General features: G+C 63.2%; 13 protein-coding genes. 4 read left to right on the top strand and 9 right to left on the bottom strand.

What is annotated here, in order from left to right; genetic code table 11:
• On the bottom strand, positions 1-4,223 hold a 4,223-nt coding region (locus RY1_RS27755; protein ID WP_218019867.1), incomplete at its 3' end, for a condensation domain-containing protein.
• A 233-nt stretch (positions 4,224-4,456) separates the two neighbouring features.
• On the opposite strand from RY1_RS27755, the gene panD reads away from it, so the two are divergent.
• The gene (panD, locus tag RY1_RS27750; protein WP_072807267.1) at positions 4,457-4,879 is read left to right on the top strand and encodes an aspartate 1-decarboxylase; all 423 of its coding nucleotides are present in this window, start codon (positions 4,457-4,459) and stop codon (positions 4,877-4,879) included.
• 75 nt (positions 4,880-4,954) lie between these two features.
• Here panD and RY1_RS27745 read toward each other — a convergent pair whose 3' ends face one another.
• From RY1_RS27745 to RY1_RS27735, 3 genes are read right to left on the bottom strand one after another with little or no spacing between them, the layout of a single operon-like run.
• Positions 4,955-6,748 carry an ABC transporter ATP-binding protein gene (locus RY1_RS27745; protein ID WP_218019866.1) on the bottom strand — a complete coding sequence of 598 codons (1,794 nt, stop codon included), beginning with the start codon at positions 6,746-6,748 and terminating at the stop codon, positions 4,955-4,957.
• Positions 6,745-8,463, bottom strand: a complete 1,719-nt coding sequence (locus RY1_RS30795; RefSeq protein ID WP_072807266.1) for an ABC transporter ATP-binding protein — start codon at positions 8,461-8,463, stop codon at positions 6,745-6,747. The genes RY1_RS27745 and RY1_RS30795 overlap by 4 nt, the downstream gene beginning before the upstream one ends.
• A gap of 10 nt (positions 8,464-8,473) precedes the next feature.
• Positions 8,474-9,775 carry a lysine N(6)-hydroxylase/L-ornithine N(5)-oxygenase family protein gene (locus RY1_RS27735; RefSeq protein ID WP_072807265.1) on the bottom strand — a complete coding sequence of 434 codons (1,302 nt, stop codon included), beginning with the start codon at positions 9,773-9,775 and terminating at the stop codon, positions 8,474-8,476.
• 107 nt (positions 9,776-9,882) lie between these two features.
• Between RY1_RS27735 and RY1_RS27730 the strand changes: the two genes are divergently transcribed.
• The 3 genes from RY1_RS27730 (at position 9,883) to RY1_RS27720 (ending at position 13,658) form a co-directional block, all read left to right on the top strand.
• Positions 9,883-11,028: an isochorismate synthase gene (locus RY1_RS27730; protein ID WP_084727935.1), complete on the top strand. Its 1,146-nt coding sequence runs from the start codon at positions 9,883-9,885 to the stop codon at positions 11,026-11,028.
• A 203-nt stretch (positions 11,029-11,231) separates the two neighbouring features.
• Positions 11,232-11,999, top strand: coding sequence for a 2,3-dihydro-2,3-dihydroxybenzoate dehydrogenase (locus RY1_RS27725; RefSeq protein WP_072807264.1), 768 nt, complete (start codon positions 11,232-11,234; stop codon positions 11,997-11,999).
• A gap of 9 nt (positions 12,000-12,008) precedes the next feature.
• Positions 12,009-13,658, top strand: a complete 1,650-nt coding sequence (locus RY1_RS27720; RefSeq protein ID WP_072807263.1) for a (2,3-dihydroxybenzoyl)adenylate synthase — start codon at positions 12,009-12,011, stop codon at positions 13,656-13,658.
• Positions 13,659-13,683: 25 nt separating this feature from the next.
• On the opposite strand, the gene RY1_RS27715 is transcribed toward RY1_RS27720, so the two are convergent.
• From RY1_RS27715 to RY1_RS27695, 5 genes are all read right to left on the bottom strand, one after another.
• Positions 13,684-14,475 carry an ABC transporter ATP-binding protein gene (locus RY1_RS27715; RefSeq protein WP_139280005.1) on the bottom strand — a complete coding sequence of 264 codons (792 nt, stop codon included), beginning with the start codon at positions 14,473-14,475 and terminating at the stop codon, positions 13,684-13,686.
• Between the two features lie 17 nt (positions 14,476-14,492).
• Positions 14,493-15,599 carry a FecCD family ABC transporter permease gene (locus RY1_RS27710; protein WP_084727938.1) on the bottom strand — a complete coding sequence of 369 codons (1,107 nt, stop codon included), beginning with the start codon at positions 15,597-15,599 and terminating at the stop codon, positions 14,493-14,495.
• An 84-nt stretch (positions 15,600-15,683) separates the two neighbouring features.
• Positions 15,684-16,778, bottom strand: a complete 1,095-nt coding sequence (locus RY1_RS27705) for a FecCD family ABC transporter permease (protein WP_072807261.1) — start codon at positions 16,776-16,778, stop codon at positions 15,684-15,686.
• Positions 16,779-16,873: 95 nt separating this feature from the next.
• Positions 16,874-18,592 (bottom strand): ABC transporter ATP-binding protein, encoded by a 1,719-nt coding sequence (locus RY1_RS27700; protein WP_072807260.1) that lies wholly within the window; start codon positions 18,590-18,592, stop codon positions 16,874-16,876.
• Between the two features lie 64 nt (positions 18,593-18,656).
• Positions 18,657-20,456, bottom strand: a complete 1,800-nt coding sequence (locus tag RY1_RS27695) for an ABC transporter ATP-binding protein (protein ID WP_072807259.1) — start codon at positions 20,454-20,456, stop codon at positions 18,657-18,659.
• Between the last annotated feature and the right edge of the window lie 6 nt (positions 20,457-20,462).

Below are 20,462 nucleotides of genomic sequence, written 5' to 3'. Positions count from 1 at the left end.
CAGGCGATGGATCCGATCGTGCGATCCAGATCATCGGCCATCTGCGCCCACACACCTGTCAACCGTTCGACGATCCTGGCCACCTCGTCCTCGGTGACCATGTCGGTTCGGTACGAGCACCGCACGCGTATTCCGTCGGGCCCCGGATAGACGGCGAACGAGAGTGGATAATAGGTCGAGTCGTGCAGGTCGCCGTCGACGATCTCGATGTCGTCGCCGAGTCGGGTTCCTCCGTCCTCACCGTCGGTGCCGTGGTTCTGGATGATGAACAGCGTGTCGAACAACTGCGAGAGGCCTACCTCGCGCTGGATCTGCGCCAGCCCGATGTAGAACTCGTCGGCCACGGACGCCGAGCGCAGCTGGAACCGCGTCAGACTCGCTCCGACAGTCGAGCCGGAGTCGATGTCGACGACTACAGGAACCGTGTTGAACAACAGCCCGATGATGCGGTCGCTACCTGCGACGTCGGCGGGACGTCCGGAGACGGTCGTTCCGAAGATTGCCTTCGAGAAGCCGAGTGTGCGGCCGAGATACAGGCCCCATCCGAACTGAAGAAACGAGCCGATCGTCACCCCGGCTCGCTGCGCTGCGCCGTTCAGATCGCGCGCTGGCTGTCCTTGCACGTAGGACAAGTGATCGGCCGCGGGGGCAACGCTGTTCCGTTCCGCGTCGGCGTCCGCATCGAACAGCGTCGGTGACGCGTCCGTGGTGAGATACGACTTCCATTCGGCGAGCGCATGGGCCGCATCGCGGTTGCCCAGCCATTCGAGGTATCGCCAGTACGACACGGCCGGTCCGACGCGCTCGCCCGTATACAGTGCGAACAACTCCGACCACAACAGTCCGAGTGACCACCCGTCGATGACGATGTGCTCGTAGGTGAGTGCGAGCGTGGCGTAACCGCCCGGTTCGACGAGCACGGCCAATCGGATCAGCGGCGGGGACTCGGCGAAGAACGGCGCACCCGACAGCTCCTCCAGTATCGCGTCCACTCCACGGGAGCGAACTTCGTCGACCTCGAACACCTCGAACGGAAGCTCGAATCGATCGGGGACGAATTGCAGGATCCGATCGTCGACATCGGTGAATCCTGCTGTGAGATTGGGGTTTCGCGTCAGCAACTCACCGAAGGCGAGCCGCAACCGCTCTCGGTCGAGAGCACCGCGCAGTCGGGTCGTCGCCTGCGAGCAGTACATGTCGGCGACGCCGGACTCGTTGGCCATGCGGAAATGGAAGTAGAAGCCTTCCTGGAGTGGCGATACCGGCCACACTTCACGAATGAGCCGTCCAAGTCGCAACTCGGTCGCGGCCACAAGGTCGATTTCGGTTGTGGCCGGTTCGATGAACTCGACCGGCAGCACGAGGGACGGAACCCGCGCCAGAGTGTCCCCTGGATTGCCGAGTCCTGTGATCGACGCTGCCAAGTGGTCCGGGTCGATCTGTCCGATCGTCGACGACACCGTCAGCTCACACAGCGCGAACTCGCGCCCACCGGCCGCGCGCAGGTAAGTAAGTTGCACGACGAGTGGGACATCGCTCACTAACGCCCGGGCAGTGCCCGGCCACGTCGACGAATATTCGTCGACGACGACAAGGCCCACCGGATCAGGAAGCTCGTCGAAGACTCCCCTTGTCGCGGCCGAGATATTCTCGAGGAGCTGGTAATCGGCGCTGCCTGCCTCCGGTCCGAGCGCAGCGAACCACTCGGCATACGACGCTCCCGGTTCCGGCCGGTCGTCACGACCGACGAACACCGGGTACCGGTGCGCGAACGAGCCTGGGAACGAACCAGTTTCGGCGGGCCGAGTCGACTGCTGGATCAGTATTGCCGCGCCGTCACCGAGGTCGGCACTCTCGCCGGCGAACTGCGTGAGCCAGTCGACGACGATGCCCACGACCGCGTCGACGGATCTCTCCGTGCGTACGGGCCCGGTGCTCCAGCTGGTCGGTGCGCCGAGTTCGAACTGAATCGAGTCGATCCCCGAGTGGTCCTCGGCGAACTCGAACCAGTAAGGGTCCGCAAGGATTTCCTCGCCCTGCGCTCTGGCCGACAGCCGAGTGCGGAGCGCCACCGGGTCACCGACGTCGAATCGTGCTGTTGTCGCGCTCGGACGTCGAGCTGTCTCTCTGATGGAGGCGACGAGAACGTCGAAGCCGGTATCGTCGATTCCAGGGCCCGTGGTGACGTCGAGAGACGATCCGGAAGGTGCGTACCGCAGAACTCCGGCGACCGGCACAACGGCACTCGCGGCGCCCGAGCCACCTGCCGCCGACAGGGCACGGGCAACGATGTCTGCTGCGCCGAGTGTCGCGCCCGGACCGCTGCCGGACAGGTAACCGAGACTCGCTGCTGCCACGACGTACGCCCGCACCAGATGTACTGCCTCGTCGCGCGAAGCGATTCCGAATCGGTACGTGCGCGGTGTGAACACCGGCTCTTCGAACTCAGCCGAGAAATCCACCGGGCTCGGTGCGAGTACGAGCGCTTCGACGGTCTCGCGGAAGTCCTGAGTCTCCTCGGACGTCGACCGGATGCCGACCGCGCGGACCACCGCGCCGAAGAGGATCCGGTTCACGAGGTCGGTGACGTACGATTCGTCCAGTTCCGACGAGTAGCCCACGGCGATGTCGGCCGACCCAAGTCCGAGGGCAATGCCGCTTCCCACCGGGCCGGCGAGGTTCGTGCCGATGTGCAGCGACCACGGCTCGGTCGAAGTACCGTGACCGCCGATATCGTGGGTGCGTCCGTCTTCCGAGGACACCGTCCATCGCTGGCGGTCATCGCGTACAGCGTCGATCGCCGCGAAATGCAGATCCACAGGCAGCACCGCATCGAACGCTTCGAATCGCACTGTCAGTTCCGAGAACTCACCGGCGGCATCCCCGCGGATCCACGACGACGACGGCACGGCCGCTGCCGCGAGTGCGACACCCAGGTCGATGTCGTTGGGACCTTCGTCGTGGCGGCGGACCTCGTAGCGGACGGTGATGTCCTCCTCGCCGATCGATGCCGACACCCATACCGCTGTGGGGCGCCCGTCGAGTTCTCCGGCCGGCTCAGGGACGGAAGACGTGCCTCGATCGTCGGTCAGGCCGATCTCGATCCACGGAATGTCGGTGCCGGTCGCCCGGTGGACATCCGACCGAGTCAGGCCGCAGTGCTCGGCGGACGCGTCGATCTGAGTCAACACCGCTATCCCGAGTTCCTCGTCGGTGAAGCCGTACGGTTCCAGCACCACCGATCCGCTCGAACCGGTGAAATCGTGCACGTCGACGGAAACCGCAGCTGTCACAGCCGAATCGCCACACGCATGGAGGACCACCGAGCACAGACTTCCGAGGAAGGCCGAGGTGTCGATCGGTCCGTCCGTCCGGCGTGGCAATCGGACGGTGCCCGATCCTGGACGGACCTTCGCTGTCTGCGTGTCCGACACCCGTGCCAGTGTCTTCTCCCAGTAGCCGAGGTCGGCGATGGTACGAGCGACGCCGAGGCGCACGGCCTCCGGTTCCACGTCGAGAGCGACATCGGCATGCACACGGTCGAAGACGACCTGATACCAGGCATATGCATCGCGCAACGTCCCGAGATCGGTTGCTCGGCCGAACTGTTCGGTACCGATGAAGTCGGCCAACTCGGGAAGCTGACGGATGCCGAAGTATGCCGGTGTACCGACATCCCGACTCTCCTCGTCGAGATCCTTCGCCATGGGCTTGTCATCGACGATGTTCCGGAACTCCGACTCGAACAGCAGCGCACAGGATTCGCTGACGTCGAGCACGAGGCCTTCGAGGGTCGTTCCAGGCGCGATGTCGAATCTGCGTACCGCGAGGGTCTCACCGGTGTCGATGCCCGCATCGATCGTGTGCAGTGTGACGCCGAATTCCCTCTCTCCCCGCAGGAGTGCGAAGAGCGACACAGGAACAGGCATGCCTCGATGTTGCGGAAGCAACCCTCCGTGCACATTCACGATCCGAAGTCCGAGCCGAAGAATCTGCTGGCGTAGAACGAACGGGTTGCCGATCGACCAGACGATCCCGTCGGTCGTCGCTTCCGCGATTTCGGCTGCGTGATCGTTCGGGTCGACGACGTCACGATGAACGACGTCCGACGCCCAGGCCGGCACGTCCTCGGCCGGATGCAAGACCAGGTCGACCGTATCGCCCACATCGAGGACATACCGAACCGCCCGCCAGAGCAGTGAACCCGATCCGATGAATATCACTGCAAAATCCTCCATACCTGACGAGCCGAGTACGAGCCGATCCCGTGAGCAGGTTACATTAGCATTACCTAACTAGCTGCACGTGTTCATCGCAGTCACGCCGGAACGACCACCTCCGCCCCTGGCACGCCATCGGTCACGACGCTGACGATTAGGATAGCCTGGCCTGATCCGCAGATGGTAGCCGGCTCCGGCGCCCATCCATCACGTGAAGACACAGAACTGGAGTCAGCATGTTCCGAACACTGGTCAACGGAAAGATCCACCGCGCGCGGGTGACCCAAGCAGATCTGCACTACGTCGGGTCCATCACCATCGACGAAACTCTGATGCGCGCGGCAGATCTCGTCGAGGGAGAAAAGGTGCAGGTAGTCGACGTGACCAACGGTGCGCGCATCGAAACGTACGTGATCACCGGCGATGCCGACTCGGGGGTCATTTGTATCAACGGGGCAGCTGCCCACCTGGTCAACCCGGACGACCTGGTGATAATCATGTCGTACGTCCAGCTCGACAACGCCGAACTCGTCGTACACGAGCCCAAGGTGGTGCACGTCGACGCCGACAACAAGATCGTCGCCATCGGCAGCGATCCCGCCGAACCAGTACCTGGATCCACTGACCAGGTGCTGTCTCGACACGCCAATTCCAACTGACATTCTCTCGCCCGATCGGGCGTCGTCGTCGAGCAACACCGATTGTCCGACGACGACGTCCTGAGCGGGTGGGATCTAGCGGTGCAGACTCCATGCAGCCCACAGACGCGCGTACAGTCCGTTCCGCTCGACGAGCGCGTCGTGCGTCCCCTCTTCGACTATTCTTCCCTTCTCCATCAAGAGAATTCGATCGGCCGTCCGCGCCTGACTCAGCCGATGCGCGACGACGAGAGCAGCACGACCTTTCAGCGCCGCGGCCGCCGAGCGCTCGAGCAAGGACGCGCCTGCACTGCCTGCATCCGCTGTTGCCTCGTCCAAGATCGCGACCGGCGGATCGACGAGAACCAGCCGTGCCAGCGCGAGCTGTTGGGCCTGCATCGAGGTGAGGCGGTACCCCTCGTCGCCGACCTCCGTGTCCAATCCATCCGGTAGCAGATCGAACCATTCTCCTGCCAGCACTGCCCGAAGCGCGGCCTCCATCTGCGAATCGTCGGCATCGGGACAGGCGAGTGCCAGATCCTCGCGGAGCGATCCAGAGAAGACGTGAACTTCCTGGGTCACGAGCAAGATACGTTGCGCGCGCGCGGATTCGGGCGCCTTCGACAGTGGAACCGAGCCGAACAGCACCTCCCCTTCGTCTGGAGACCTCACCCCCGCCAGGACAGCGGCCAGAGTGGTTTTGCCTGCACCCGACGAACCGACCAATGCCACTGTCTCTCCTGGCCGGACGACAATGTCGACATCTCGCAACACAGGTCGACTCGGTGAGTAACCGAAGGTGATCCCCGACGCCGTCAGCGCCCCCTGCTGCGGCAGCTCCAACTCCTCGCTCTTGGACCGCTGGTCCACTGCCGCCTCACCCGCATCGATCACACCCACGATGCGAGCGAGAGATGCCAGAGCCGACTGCAGTTCGTCGATCACCATCAACAACTCGTCGACGGGGGCGAACAACCTGAGAAAGAAGAGCATGGCCGTCGTCGTGGCACCGACCGTCATCGCTTCGTTGCCGACGAGTACGTAGCCGATCACCAAAAGACCTGCCATACCGATCAATTGAGCTGCGGCCAATCGCCCGTAGAAGCGGTTCTGCACGATCCTCGCACGCATGACCCACCGGACGACGGCCCAGGAGTGTGTGCCGATTCCGGTGGACAGGGTTGGGGCCAGGTTGTAGGCGTGCACAGTTCGCAGACCTCGAACTGCACCGAGGACATGTTGCGCGCGCAACCCCATGGCCGCACGCTCCGCGGCATAGATACCTGGGGCATTCCGTAGGTACCAACGGACGGCGAACACGTAGATGGGGAGTATGACGACCAGCGCGCCGAGAAAGCGCCAGTCGAGTGCCGTCAACCCCGCCGCTGTCAACGCAACCGTGAACAGCGACGTCGAGAACGCCGGTACCACAGTGCCGATCGCAGAGGATACTTCGTCTACGTCGTCGGTGGCACGAGAGATCAGATCGCCGCTGCCCGACCGCTCGATACGCTCCAACGGCAACCCGAGACTCGACGTGAACATCCGCTCTCGCAGCCGTGCGAGCACAGTTTCGAACAACGACGACGACAGAACCACACCGAGTGCGGTGAATGCCGCACATGCAAGTGCGGCTACGACCATCGCGACTCCGAGCCTCCAGATTCGCCCGTTGCCGTCTCCGAGGATAACCGCGTCGACCATCGCTCCGAGTGCCCACGGAGCCACGAGACCGAGCGCCGAGCCGACGACCATCGCTGCGACCACGGCCAGCAGAAGCAGACCGTGCCCGCGAAGCGCTGTTCGAACCACCCGCCAGACCGCGGTCGAATCTGCAATCGGCAGAGTGTCGTTCGAACGGTCCGGCAGTGACGGCACAGTAGTGGTCACCGTAGCCTCTCCAGCATCCTCACGCTGTTCTCCAATTCGATATCGAGGGTGACGACCGACGACGCAGCAGCCAGCAACGCAGGTGAGGACGTGAAGACTACGGTCGTCCTACCTTCGCGCGCCCTCACGAGTCGCTCTGCGACAAGAGCTTCGGTCACCGAATCGACCGCCGTCGTCGGATCGAGAAGTACGAGGACTTGCGGGTCGGCAGCAATCGCGCGAGCGAGTGCAACTCGTTGTCGCTGACCGCCGGACAAGAACCGGCCCGCCTCACCGACATCGGATTGCAGTCCGGCCGGAAGCGATTCGACGACGTCCTCGCATGCCGCAGCGAATACAGCGCGCTCGACCGACGCAGCGTCGACAGAGTCGACCGATCCTGCGATGTTCTCGGCAATGGTGCCCTCGAACAGATCGCTCTCGTGCGGAACCACCAACAGAATTCGGCTTCGATCTTCAGGATTCAGCTCGTTCGCGCTCACGTTTCCGACGGTCGCCGTCCCGATCTCCGGTCTCGATCGTCCGCTCAAGATTTCGGTGAGAAGCGCCGTGGTCGCCGCGTCGGCGTCGACGGCGACGAACCGACCCGCTTCGACCTCCCAGTCGGGAATCGAACGTGTTCCGGAATCCTTTGTCATGGTCACCCGAAGTCCGAATTCGGTGGGGACTTCCGCGCTCGCTCCGCGCTCGATCACGGCACGCGCCTGCAGAACGCTGAGCACACGCTGGGCCGAGGCCATCGCCTCTGCCCACAGCTCACCGGACACCGTGAAGGCCTGTAGCGGACCCATGACGAACTGCGTGACGCCGACGACGGCGATCAACTGTCCGACGGTCACACTCCCGCTGAGCGCCATCATGCCCGCCGCAACCGCGACCCCGGCGATGAAGAGACCGGACACCGTTTCCATTGCCGCCAGATATCCGGCTCGAGCAACGTTTGCCTCGAGCGTCCCATTCAATGCGCGTTCGCTCGCAACGAGATAGCGTCTGCCGGCTCTTCCCTCGGCGCCGAGTCCCTTCACGATTCGGAAGCCGCCGACGAGATCGGCCGCGGTGCCTGCCGCCTCACCTGCGACCTGCTGCTGTTCCATACTGCGACGACGCAAGGGCGCCGCCGCGCGATCCATCACCCACAACATGACCGGTGTCGCCAAGAGAATCGCCAGGCCGAGTGGCCACGAGATGTAGAGAAGAATGAGCGCGGAGAACAACACGGCGAACAACTCGCCGACGGGATACACCACGATCGCGACAGCGGCAGCGAGTTGACGTGCATCGGACGTGGCGATACTCAGCAACATTCCGGGTTGGCGTTGCTCGCCGCCCAGTCCTTTCGGATCAAGTATTCGGTCGGTGACCTTGGTGCGAATCTGGTGCTGGACCGCATTCATCCCCAGGAATCCGACACGCGAGCCGAACCTGAACGCAAGCGTCATCACCGCGTAGTCGACTGCGAGCACACCGATCCACAGAACGAGTTCGCCCGCATCGTGCGCTGCGATCGCGCGATCGATCGCAATACCCATCACTAGGGGAACGAGCGCCGCACACAATTGGTAGACGATCAGCAGTGACCCACCCGGGACGGAATATCTCGTCGACGCGAACATCGTTCGAAGGGTCAATTGGCGAGCCGTCATCGAGTCTGTGATCTGAAAGGGCTTGCCGGTCATCGGTGTTGCAGGCGCCTCGAAGAAGACCGGCAACCGCATGTAGTACTCCTCAGTTCGTCAGTACGGCGTGGCGCATCGATCGTGTCACTACCGACTCGACGAGCTCACCGGAGCGTACGGCAATATTCGACAGCAATGACGAGGTCAGTCCGTGCGAATGCTCCGTCCCGCCTTGGAGATAGATCCCACCTTTCACCATGTGGTTCGTTCGCAGACGGTAGTCCCGCTCGACCTCGGGAGTACCGTCGGGTCGGAACACGCAGTCGTCCGCCAGGCCGCCGAGGATCGCGTGCAGATCGAGCGGGCGGAATCCGGTCGCGTACACCACTGCATCGCAGATCAGGCGCTCGCGCCGGCCAGTCGGCCGATGCAGTACCGACACCTCGACGCCACGGTCCGCTTCCAGCGGAGTGGACAGTTCGGACGCGCCGTGCACGAACAATCTGCGCTTGCCCGCCACTCGCTCACCGTACTCGCGGCTGTACAGCTCTTCGATGAGAGCAAGGTCGACAGCCGAGTAGTTCGTGCTTCGGTGATATGCGATCAGTTGCTCACGCAAACGCGGAGAGGACGAATAGAAGTCCTCGACGGCCTCCGGGTCGAAAACCCGGTTGGCATAGGGACTGTCGTCTGCCGGACTGTATCCGTATTTTCCGAATACGCCGTGTACTTCGGCATCGGGGTAACGCTGGTGCAAATGCGAGACCACTTCGGCGGCACTCTGGCCTGCTCCGACGACCACGAATTTGCCGTGTTGCGGCTCCGGTAGCGCCGCGAGGTGATCAAGAATTCGGTGATTGTGAAAAACGCGGTCGGTCGGCAGCACTCCGAGCGGCAAGGTCGGCGACAATCCTCCCGCGAGGACGATGTTACGTGCGCGCAGTGTCCGCCACGCCCCGTCGGCCGATGCTACGACGACCTCGAAGTAATCACCTTTCCACGCGATCTCTGTCGCGGTGTACCCGTACAGCACGTCGGCGTCGACCTTGTCGGCCGCCCAGGTCAAATAGTCGTGAAACTCGACTCGGGAGGGGAAGAAGGTTTGCAGGTTGATGAAGTGCGTGAGTCGCTCTTGCTGCGAAAGGTACTCGATGAACGTGTATTCGCTACGCGTGTTGCGTTGTGTTGCCAGGTCTTTCAGAAACGAGATCTGCATCGTGGCACCAGGCAACAGCATTCCAGGATGCCATCTGAACTCGGGCTGCTTCTCCACGAACACCGAAGTGATCCGGTCGTCGGCCGCAACACCTACGTTTCGCTCTTGCAACGCGATCGCAAGTCCTAGATTGGACGGTCCGTAGCCGACACCAAGGATGTCCACTATGTCGGCAACGTCGTTCACCTTTGGCACCAGCAGTCCCCTTGTCGGTTGGATTGAATGTAGCCTAACCTATCTCCGGTGCACAGCTAAGCAAAGCCCTACCTCTGACGGCAAGAGACCTCGAAGCGAAGGACACGATGATCACTCCCCAGCGCACGGCGTCGAACCTCGATGTCCCGGTGAACCTTCGAGAGCACGGTCGATTCGTACTGTCGCGTCCGCACGGCACGGTTTCGGCCATGGGCTCGCGTGCGCAGTACGAAGATTCGACCGAAGCCGCACACGCACTTCGCTCCGGTAGCGCGTCCACGGTTGTCGGCGCACTGCCGTTCGCCCTCGACGAGCGCTGCGCGCTCTACTCGCCCGACACCGTGAGCTTCTCGCCCAGTCACTGGACTCCCCCGCATGCGCCGATCGCTCTTCCCGACTTCGAGGTGTCTCTACCGCCGGACGCAGACCATGTGAACCGGGTGGCGGCAGCGGTGAACATCCTTCGCGACAGTCACTCCGAGCTACAGAAGGTGGTCATGGCACGGACAATCGAACTGTCCGCGCGCAAGGCGGTAGACCCGCTGTCGGTACTCGCTTCACTCGTTTCCGGAAACCCCTCGGGCGACGGCTACCACGTCGACCTGTCCGCAGCCGGGGGTTCGTACGTCGGGAAAACTTTGGTCGGTTCGAGTCCGGAAGTGTTGATTCGTCGACATGGACGCGCCGTGACCTGCTATCCGCTTGCAGGTTCGGCACCTCGTCACCCGGATGCGCAACAGGATCGGACGAACGGCAGGGTGCTGTCGGAGTCCGCGAAAGATCTTCGCGAGCACATGTTCGTCGTCGACGCGATACGGGAGGCACTCGAACCTCTGTGCGCAGTGCTCACCGTTCCGAACGCGCCTTCGCTGACCAGCACCCCTCAACTCTGGCACCTGGGAACTCCGATTCGCGGGGAACTGGCAAGCACGGAAACGACCGCGCTCGATCTTGCGCGCGCTCTGCATCCGACACCCGCCGTATGCGGTACACCCACCGCCACCGCGTATCGGACGATCGACGCACTCGAAGGCGAACGCGGCTTCTACGCAGGCACCGTCGGATGGTGCTCGTCCGACGGAGACGGCGAGTGGATAGTTGCGATCCGCTGTGTCGAGATCAGCGCGGACCGTCACCGAGTCACGGCGTATGCAGGCGGGGGGATCATTGCGGAATCGGACCCGGAAAGCGAGCTACGAGAGACGGTTGCGAAGTTCGGAACAGTTATCACCGCACTCCGTGCTTCACTGTGAGATCCGGCGCGATCGTTGTTCGCCGACTCACCTCCACAAGGCACAAGCTGCGAACCATCCCATGACGAAAGGCGTTACGTGTCGACACACAACGCAATCCTGATCGTTCATCCGGTCGCCACCCGAAACGGATTACTCTGTGTCCCGGGTAGAGTCGATCGATCCCCCGATGTGTACACCCGTCGAGCGCGGGGGCTAGCACGATGACCGCTCCCGTCGCACTCGTCGTCGGGGCAGGGAAAGGCATCGGACGTGCTGTCGCACACACACTTGCGCGTTCCGACCGCACGGTCGCCCTCGTCGACGCGGACGAAATCAGCTTGTCGCGAACCGCACAGGAGATCGATGGCTCGGTGTCGAGGGTTCTCGACGTTCGTGACGAACTCGAAGTAGCGCGCGTCGTAGCCGAAATCGAGTCCTCCGTCGGCCCCATCGAGAACCTGGCCTACGTGGCAGGCATTCTCCACACGGACGACGTTCTGGACTCGTCGACAGAAGACTGGCGAAACATGTTCGACGTCAATCTCTTCGGATTGTTGCACGTCGTGCGGTGTGTGGGATCTGCGATGCGTGAGCGCAGGTCCGGTTCGATCGTGACCGTGGGCTCGAACGCGGCCGGGATCCCTCGGATGTCGATGGGGGCATACGGTTCCTCGAAAGCCGCGTCGACGATGCTCACGCGCGTATTGGGACTCGAACTGGCGCAGTACGGCGTCCGGGTCAACGTCGTCGCGCCAGGATCGACCGACACCGACATGCAGAGGTCCCTGTGGCCGGACCCCACCGACGACGCAGGTGCGGGGTCCGCGATCGCAGGAGAGCTCTCGACATTCAAGACCGGGATTCCGCTGGGCCGGATAGCAACTCCGCAGGACATTGCCGACGCCGTCGAGTTTCTGTTGTCGGATCGCGCGCGGCACATCACGATGCAATCGCTGTACGTCGACGGCGGAGCAACCCTGCACACATGAGGAAGACCTATGAATCGTAAAGTGATCGAACGCGCCTCCCTCGTTCCGAGTCCGCGCATTCCCTCGGATTTCGCCGATCGGTATGTCGCGGCAGGCTACTGGACCGAAGAAACGTTCCAGCATTTCCTCGGTCGTCGCGCCGAGACATTTTCCGACTCCATCGCTGTGGTCGACGGCGATACTCGATTGAGCTACCGCGAGGTTTCCGATCGTGCCGACCGGTTCGCGGCGGGATTGGCCGAGCGCGGACTCCGCCCAGGCGATCGGGTCGTCGTCCAACTGCCGAATATCGCGGAATACGTAGTGGTGATCTTCGGAATCTTCCGACTCGGTGCTGTACCGGTGTTCGCACTCCCTGCCCACCGCCGAACCGAAATGAATCAGTTCGTCGACGCCGCAGATGCCTGCGCCTACGTCATCGCGGACATCGGCGGCGGGTTCGACTACCGCACACTGGCGCGGGAAGTGGTCGCAGCGTCGGATCGTCCGCCGCTTGTGATCGTGATCGGAGACCCCGAAGAATTCGTTGCGTTCGACGACGTTGCGTTCGACGACGTTGCGTCCGAAGCCGTCGACGTGCCCGATGTCGCAGCCGACAGCGTCGCGTTCCTTCAACTCTCCGGCGGGACAACCGGCGCTCCGAAACTCATTCCTCGCACACACGCCGACTACCTGTACTCGGTACGTGGATCAGCCGACATCTGTGAGTGTGACAAGAACACGAGAATACTCGTCGTACTGCCTGCTGCACACAACTTTCCGATGAGTTCACCGGGGATACTCGGGGTTCTGCACGCCGGTGGCACGGTGGTCATGGCTCCGGATCCGACACCGTCAACTGCCTTCGAGATCATCGAACGCGAGCGCATCACCATGGTTTCGCTCGTTCCACCGCTCGTGCTGGCATGGATGAACGCTCCGTCACGGCATGCTCACGATCTTTCCTCGTTGCAGGTCCTCCAAGCCGGCGGCGCCAAGTTCTCCTCCGAGGCTGCTCGCCGCGTCAGGACCGAACTCGGTTGCACCCTGCAACAGGTGTTCGGCATGGCCGAAGGTCTGGTCAACTACACCAGGCTCGACGATCCCGAGGACGTCATAGTCACCACACAGGGTCGACCGATCAGCCCGGACGACGAAATCCGGGTGGTCGACGACAACGGCGACGAGGTTTCTCCCGGCAGCACCGGTCATCTGCTCACGCGTGGACCGTACACAATCCGCGGATACTACAACGCACCCGAGCACAACGCGACCGCGTTCACACCCGACGGCTTCTATCGGACCGGGGACATCGTGCGAGTTGTCGAGGGCGGGTACATCATTGTCGAGGGCCGCGCCAAAGACCAGATCAACCGCGGCGGCGAGAAAGTTGCGGCCGAAGAAGTCGAAAACCATCTCCTGGCACACGAATCGGTCGTCGATGCGGCGGTCGTGTCGCAGCCGGACCAGTACATGGGCGAGCGCACGTGCGCGTTCGTGATCACACACGGCACCCGACCATCAAAGATCGCGCTGAAGAAGTTCGTGCGAGAGCGCGGGCTCGCGAGCTACAAGGTGCCCGATTCGATCGTATTCGTCGATGAATTCCCAGTGACCGGAGTCGGCAAGATCAGCAAGAACGCTCTTCGACGCGCACTCGAAAAGACATTGGTGGACTGAGGCTCGCGCACACCGGCACGAGGAATCACCGTCGCGCGCGCGGAATGACCAGTGGAGTATGCGATTCCGGATCCTCGATGATCCGGCACGGCAGCCCGAACACCGACTCGACCAGCTCGGCGGTGATGACCTCGCTCGGCTTGCCTTCTGTGACCACCTTTCCGTCCTTCATAGCGATGATGTGGTCGGCGTAGCGGCAGGCATGGTTCAGATCGTGGAGCACGGCGACCATCGTGCTGCCCTGCTCGCGGTTGAGCTGTGAACACAGCTCGAGCAGGTCGATCTGATGCGCGATGTCGAGGAACGTCGTCGGCTCGTCCAGCAGCATCAACGGCGTCTGCTGCGCGAGCACCATTGCCACCCACACGCGTTGACGCTGACCGCCGGACAACTCGTCGACCAACCGACCCGAGAGTTCGGTGACGCCGGTCGCGTTCAGTGCGAACACCACCGCGGCCTCGTCCTCTCTCGACCACTGTCTGATCAGCTTCTGATGCGGATAACGGCCACGCGCAACCAGATCGGCGACGGAAATGCCGTCCGGCGCTATCGAAGTCTGCGGCAACAGGCCGAGCCGACGAGCCACTTCTTTCGACGGGTAGGACGAGATCGCCTTGCCGTCGAGCAACACAGCGCCGACCTCCGGCTTCAGTAGCCGTGACAGCGCGCGCAGCAGAGTCGATTTTCCGCAGGCATTGGGCCCAACGATGACGGTGAACTTCCCGTCGGGAATCTCGACGGACAGCCCCTCGCTGATAATGCGCTTGTCGTAACCGATGGTCACGTTGTCTGCATGCAGACGCGACTTGGTCACCACGATCTCCGAAACCTGAGTCACTGCTTTCTACCTTCCCTTGCCAACAACCATACGAAATATGCGCCACCGATCGACACCGTCACCACCCCGACAGGCAATTGGGTGGGCGCGAACACCCGTTGCGCCACCCAATCGCTCACCACGAGCAAGAACGCACCCATGACCGCCGACGGGATCAACGCGACGCCCGCAGTCTTGGTCAACCGCCGCACCAACTGTGGTGCCGCGAGTGAAATGAACGAGATCGGTCCCGCCGCAGCGGTCACCAACGCCGTCAGCGCGACGCCGAGCACCATCAGAATCAACCGAGTCGGCTCGGCGCGGATGCCGAGTGCCTTGGCTGCGTCGTCGCCCATCTCCAACATCGGAAGCCGCTTGGCGACGACGGCAAGCATCGGCGTGATGACGACGAGGACGATCAACACGGGACCGACCTGCGCCCAACTCAATCCGTTGAGACTGCCCGCGCCCCACACCGCCGCAGCCATCGCGTCGGCCAGATCGGCCTTGATGATCAGCCATGTGTTCACCGACGCGAGGATGGCACTGATCGCAATGCCGACGATGATGAGCCGGAACCCCTGCACACCACGTTTGAACGCGAGCAGATACACCACTGCGGCAGTACAGATTCCGCCGATCAATGCACCGGCACCGGTCTGATAGTACCCACCACCGAGAGTCAGGATCACGATGAGCGCGCCGGTGTATGCACCGGTGTCGAAGCCGATTATGTCCGGGCTGCCCAACGGGTTTCGGGTCAGCGACTGAAAAATCGCACCCGAGACCCCCAACGCGGCACCGAGCAGCAACGCGAGCGCAACACGCGGGAAGCGCCACTCCATGACGACCAGTTCGGTGAACCTCGGTGCATCGGAGAACACCGCCTTCAGCACGTCGCCCGGCGGAATGTAGTAGTCACCGGTACCGAGCGCGATCACCGCCACGAACAGCGAGAGCACCACGAGAATCGTGCAGACCACCACGGTCCGAACATCGATCCGGCCGTTGATTCTGTCCTCGGCCAGACGGAGGATGCGAATCTTGCGCCCGAAGTCGACCTCCGAATCGCTCACGTTCGAATCACGCTCGTTCGAATCACGCTCGTTCGAATCACCCCGCATCGGATCCAACAGAGTCACAGCTCATCCCGATTCACTCCGCAGGCTGCGCTCACAGGCCCTCCCGATTCACTCCGCAGGCTGCGCTCACAGGCCACTCACTTTCTTACGGCGGACCAGCAGAATCAGCACGGGCGCACCGACGAAGGCGGTCACGATACCCACTTGCAGTTCACCGGGTCTGATCACGATGCGGCCGACGATGTCGGACAACAGCAACAAGCACGGTGCGGCGGCGACGGTGTACAGCAGAATCCATCGCTGATCCGGTCCGACGAACCAGCGGACCATATGCGGAATCATCAGCCCCACGAAGCCGATCGGGCCTGCCGCGGCAGTGGCAGCACCCGCCAGCAACGTGACCGCGACGACGCCGATAGCGCGCGTGTGCTTGACCTTCGCGCCGAGGGACTGCGCCAGATCGTCACCGAGCGCGATAGCGTTGAGTGGGCGGGCGATGACGATCGCAAGAATCAAGCCGGCGATAACGAATGGCGCGATGGCAAAGGAGATGTCGAGTCCGCGACCGGCCAGTGAACCAGCACCCCAGAATCGCATCTTGTCGAATGCTTCAGGATTGAGCAGCAGCATGCCCGAGGTGATGCCGCCGAGCACCGCGGCCAGCGCGATACCGGCCAAGGTCAATCGAATGGGCGTGGCACCTGCTCGCCCCATCGACCCGAGGACGTACACCGCGACGGTGGCCAGAACTGCACCGATGAATGCGAACCAGATGTAGGACCAGATTCCGGTGAATCCGAGCAGACCCACGGCGAGCGCAACGAAGAATGCGGCACCGGCGTTCACGCCGAGAATGCCCGGATCTGCGAGCGGGTTTCGGGTCATCGCTTGAATCAGAGCGCCGCTGACACCGAGTGCGATGCCCACGATCAGACCCAGAACCGTTCGGGGCACCCGCAGTTCACGGATGATGACCGCGTTGTTGGAATCGTCGTAGGCGAACAGTCCGTTCCACACCTCGCCCAGCGGTATGTACTTGGTCCCGACAGCGATGCTCAACAGGAATATCGCGGCCAACAGTCCGAGAAGGACCACCAGACCGAGCGTGCGACGAGCATTCGTCTCGGCCAGCCCACCCGGTGCTGCCGACCTCTCCGACCGATCGACCGCAGACTCGTCGAGAGCTGTGGCATCAGTTGGACCGTTCGCTACCGTCGTCACCCGTGTACTCCCGAAATCGAAGCTGGTCCGAGCAGTGCAGCTGCTCGAATTAGGTACACCTTACACAGGTAACCCTATGACGTTGACACACCCGGTCAGCGCACGACGGCGTCGCGGTATCGCTCGTCGGTTCGAGCGAAGAACTCGTGCTTACCCTCGGCGACGACCGATCCCTGGTCGAGAACGACGACGCGATTCACAACGCTGAGCAGAGACGGACTGCTGGTGACGATCACGGTGGTGTGATGCCGCCCGCTCCCGTGTCGGAGGTCCGCAATTCCCTGTGCGATTGCATGTTCGGTGACGGCGTCGACGGCTGTCGTCGGATCGTGCAACACCAGAACCGGAGGCTCGGCGGCCAACGCGCGCGCCAACGCCAGTCGCTGACGCTGTCCCCCGGACAGGCTCGCTCCGCGGTCGGTGACGGCGTGATCGAGGCCGCCGGGATGAGCGGCGACGACGTCGTCCGACGCCGAATGGCGCAGCGCCCGATCCACCAGCCCGCCCCGGTCCTCCGCTACTCCGATCGTGACGTTCGATCCGACGGTGCCTGCGAACAAGTCGTGCCTGTGCGGCTCCACCAACACCGCCGAACGAGCGCTGTTCAGATCGATGTCGCTGATGGGGACCCCATCGAGCAAGAACTCGCCCTCGTAGTCGGACGGTGACAACTGGCCGGAGATGATCTCGACGAGTGCGTCGCCGTCCTGCGGCGAGTAGGACACGACACCGACGAGTTCGCCGGGCTTGATCTCGAGGTCGAAGTCTCGAAGACTCCGATGGCCGATGCCACGCAGCGTCACGGTCGGCAGCGACGCGACCGCACTCTCTCCCGAACCGACCAGTACATCGGCGTCGAGCACGAGCGCGAGGCGGTCCGCCGAACCTCGGGCCATCGCGAGTGTCTTGGGCGCGAGTGCAAGGGAGCTCAGTGGCTCGATGATGAACTGCGACAGCCCGACCACCGCGATCAGTTCACCGATGGTGATGTCGCCGCGTAACGCCAGCCATCCTGCACCGCCCGCTACGGCGACGGCGAGCAGCGCGCTGAGCATCGTCGATCCGGTCTGGTAGAGGCCCATCGTCTTCGCGACACGGAGACTGTCCGACAGGGCTTTCCGACTCACCACGCGGTAACGCTCGGACGCTGCGTTCTCGGCTCCGATGCCGCGGAGTGGTCTGATGCCGCTGACGAGGTCGGTGGCCATGCCCGATGCCCGCGCAGTGGACGCCTGTGCCGCTTCGACTTTGCGCGCGATCAGCGGACCGGTCGTCTGAAGGACCGCGAGAATGACGGGAGTACCGACGAGGACTGCGAGACCGAGTGGAACGTCGATGACGAGAAGGGAAATTGCCGCCGTCGTGGTGGCGACGAGCGCACCGGCGACCCAGGGCACTATTTCGAGAGACACCGCGGCCTGATCGGCATCGGAGGTGGAGACGGTGAGGACCTCACCGGACCTGAGATCGGTTCTGATCCCACCCGGATGAAGCACCTTCGCCACCGTTTCCACCCGAAGCAGGTGCGCTTCCTGGAGAACGGATGCCTCGATGAGCCGCGCTCCGTGCCGCCACCCGACGGTGATGACGACGAAGACGCCCGCGAGAGAAAGCAGTGTCAACAACAACGAGTTCACGCTGCCCGTGGACACTGCCCGGTCGACGACAACACCGATCATGACCGGAACCATCGTCTCGGCGACCTGATAGAAGCCGTTCAGCACGGTGCCCGCGGCAAGGGTTCGGGAGTTCCGCCTCAGCGCACGTCGGATGAGCACGCTGCCGGTGCGTTTCGGATGGGACTTCCCGAACACTTCTTCCTCCAATGGATCGATGCACTATTTGCTCTGCGGGGGCTACTGCGCGGGAGGGGGTTGGCTACTGCGGGGCTGTGGATACGTGGCGTCCCTGCCACGCGTTCCATAGTTCTGCATACCGTCCACCAGAAGCGATCAGTTCGAGATGTGTTCCGTCTTCGAGGATCCGACCGTGCTCCAGGACCACGATTCGGTCTGCCGACGCCGCCTGGGTGAGGCGGTGCGCGACGACGAGTGCCGTACGTCCATCCATCGCAGCACGCGCAGACCGTTCCAGATCCCGCGCGCCCGCGCTGCCTGCCTCGGCCGTCGCCTCGTCCAGGATGACGACGGGCGGGTCGGCGAGCACGAGTCGGGCCAGTGCCAGTTGCTGACTCTGGGCCGCGGTGAGCGTCGTTCCGCCCTCACCGATGACGGTGTCGATACCCTCCGGAAGCAGTGACACCCAGCTCTCGGCGCCGACGACGCTCAATGCGGCCAGTGTTTCGTCCACCGTGGAGTCCGGCCTCGCCAGCCGAACGTCGTCGAGAAGAGTTCCGGCGAAGACGTGCACTTCCTGAGTCACGATCGCGATGTGACGGCGCAGGCTCGTCTCGTCGAGCTCGGACAAAGCGTGTTCACCGACGGATACTCGTCCGGCGGCGGGCCGGATCGAACCCGCTGCAATGGCGGCCAGTGTCGACTTCCCTGCTCCGGTAGAACCGACGAGTGCGACGGTATGGCCGGCATCGATGTGCAGATCGATGTCCTGCAGCACTGGAGTGAGGCCGTCGTAGCTGTGGCCGACGCCGTGCACGACGAGAGCGTGCCCCGTCGAACTCACCGGCACAGCCCTTTTCGACGCATCACCGGGCATCGTCACCACGCCGACCAACCTGGCGAGGGAGGCGCCTGCGGACTGCACCTCGTCGAAGGTGAACAGAATTGCCCCGAGCGGGTTGAACAACCGATGGAACAGCAGAGCTGCAGCCGTCGTCGCCCCGACGGTGACGGCATCGTTTCGCACCAGGACGAATCCGACGGCCAGAATCAGTGCAAGACCGAAGAACTCGGCACGATTCTCACGGCCGACGAACCTGGTGAAGAGCCTGAACACCGTCAGGCCGAGGTCACGCGCGCGGGCGGATGCTGCATCGATCTCGCCGACATGGCGGGATTCGAGACGGTAGGCCCGCACCGTGCGCGAGCCGTGCAGACTGCTGATCAGGGATTCGGCACGTTCGCCCATTGCCACTCGCTGTTCGGCGTAGAGCGGCGCGGAGCGCGGCAGATACCACCGCAATGCGACGACGTACAGCGGTAACGCCGCCAGTCCCGTAAGTCCGAGACGCCAGTCGAGCCCCGCCATCGCGAACAGACTGAGCACGACGAGTATCAACGCCGACACGATCTGCGGCACCACGTCGCTCACTGCCTTCGAGATGACCTCGACGTCGTCACCGACGCGCGAGAGCAGATCACCCTTGCCGACCTTCTCCAGCTTGGCCGTCGGCAAAAGCAGCGCACGCCGTACGGTCGCCTCCCGCAGATCCGCGAGGACGGTCTCGCCGAGACGTGAGATCAGTACCGTGGACAGACCGGTGAAGATCGAACCGACGACTGCCGCCGATGCGATCGCGGCGATCACCCAGACGATCGTCGAGACCGGCGCACCGTCCATCACTCGGTCGACAAGACTGCCGAGCACGTAGATGGGCACCAGCGCCATTGCGCCGCTGACCACTGCCGTCAGCACCGTCAGTGCCGTCGCACCTCTGCGTGTGCCCAACTCGCCGCGGAGCCATTGCCAGGTGCGCGACGCATCGGCGATGGGGAGAAGTTCAGGCTTCGACTCGGTTACAGGGGAGTTCACGTCGGTCATGCTATG

Source organism: Rhodococcus yunnanensis NBRC 103083, from assembly GCF_001895005.1.
GTDB classification, from domain to species: domain Bacteria; phylum Actinomycetota; class Actinomycetes; order Mycobacteriales; family Mycobacteriaceae; genus Rhodococcoides; species Rhodococcoides yunnanense.
Note: the sequence above shows the minus strand (reverse complement) of the source record. Positions and strands in the feature narration are given on the sequence as shown.

Excerpts from the sequence above, each read along its gene's own strand:
- RY1_RS27725 (WP_072807264.1), top strand. The coding sequence starts at position 11,232 with ATGACCGCTCCCGTCGCACTCGTCGTCGGGGCAGGGAAAGGCATCGGA.
- panD (WP_072807267.1), top strand. The coding sequence starts at position 4,457 with ATGTTCCGAACACTGGTCAACGGAAAGATCCACCGCGCGCGGGTGACC.
- RY1_RS27730 (WP_084727935.1), top strand. The coding sequence starts at position 9,883 with ATGATCACTCCCCAGCGCACGGCGTCGAACCTCGATGTCCCGGTGAAC.
- RY1_RS27710 (WP_084727938.1), bottom strand. The coding sequence starts at position 15,599 with ATGCGGGGTGATTCGAACGAGCGTGATTCGAACGAGCGTGATTCGAAC.
- RY1_RS27720 (WP_072807263.1), top strand. The coding sequence starts at position 12,009 with ATGAATCGTAAAGTGATCGAACGCGCCTCCCTCGTTCCGAGTCCGCGC.
- RY1_RS27695 (WP_072807259.1), bottom strand. The coding sequence starts at position 20,456 with ATGACCGACGTGAACTCCCCTGTAACCGAGTCGAAGCCTGAACTTCTC.
- RY1_RS30795 (WP_072807266.1), bottom strand. The coding sequence starts at position 8,463 with ATGCGGTTGCCGGTCTTCTTCGAGGCGCCTGCAACACCGATGACCGGC.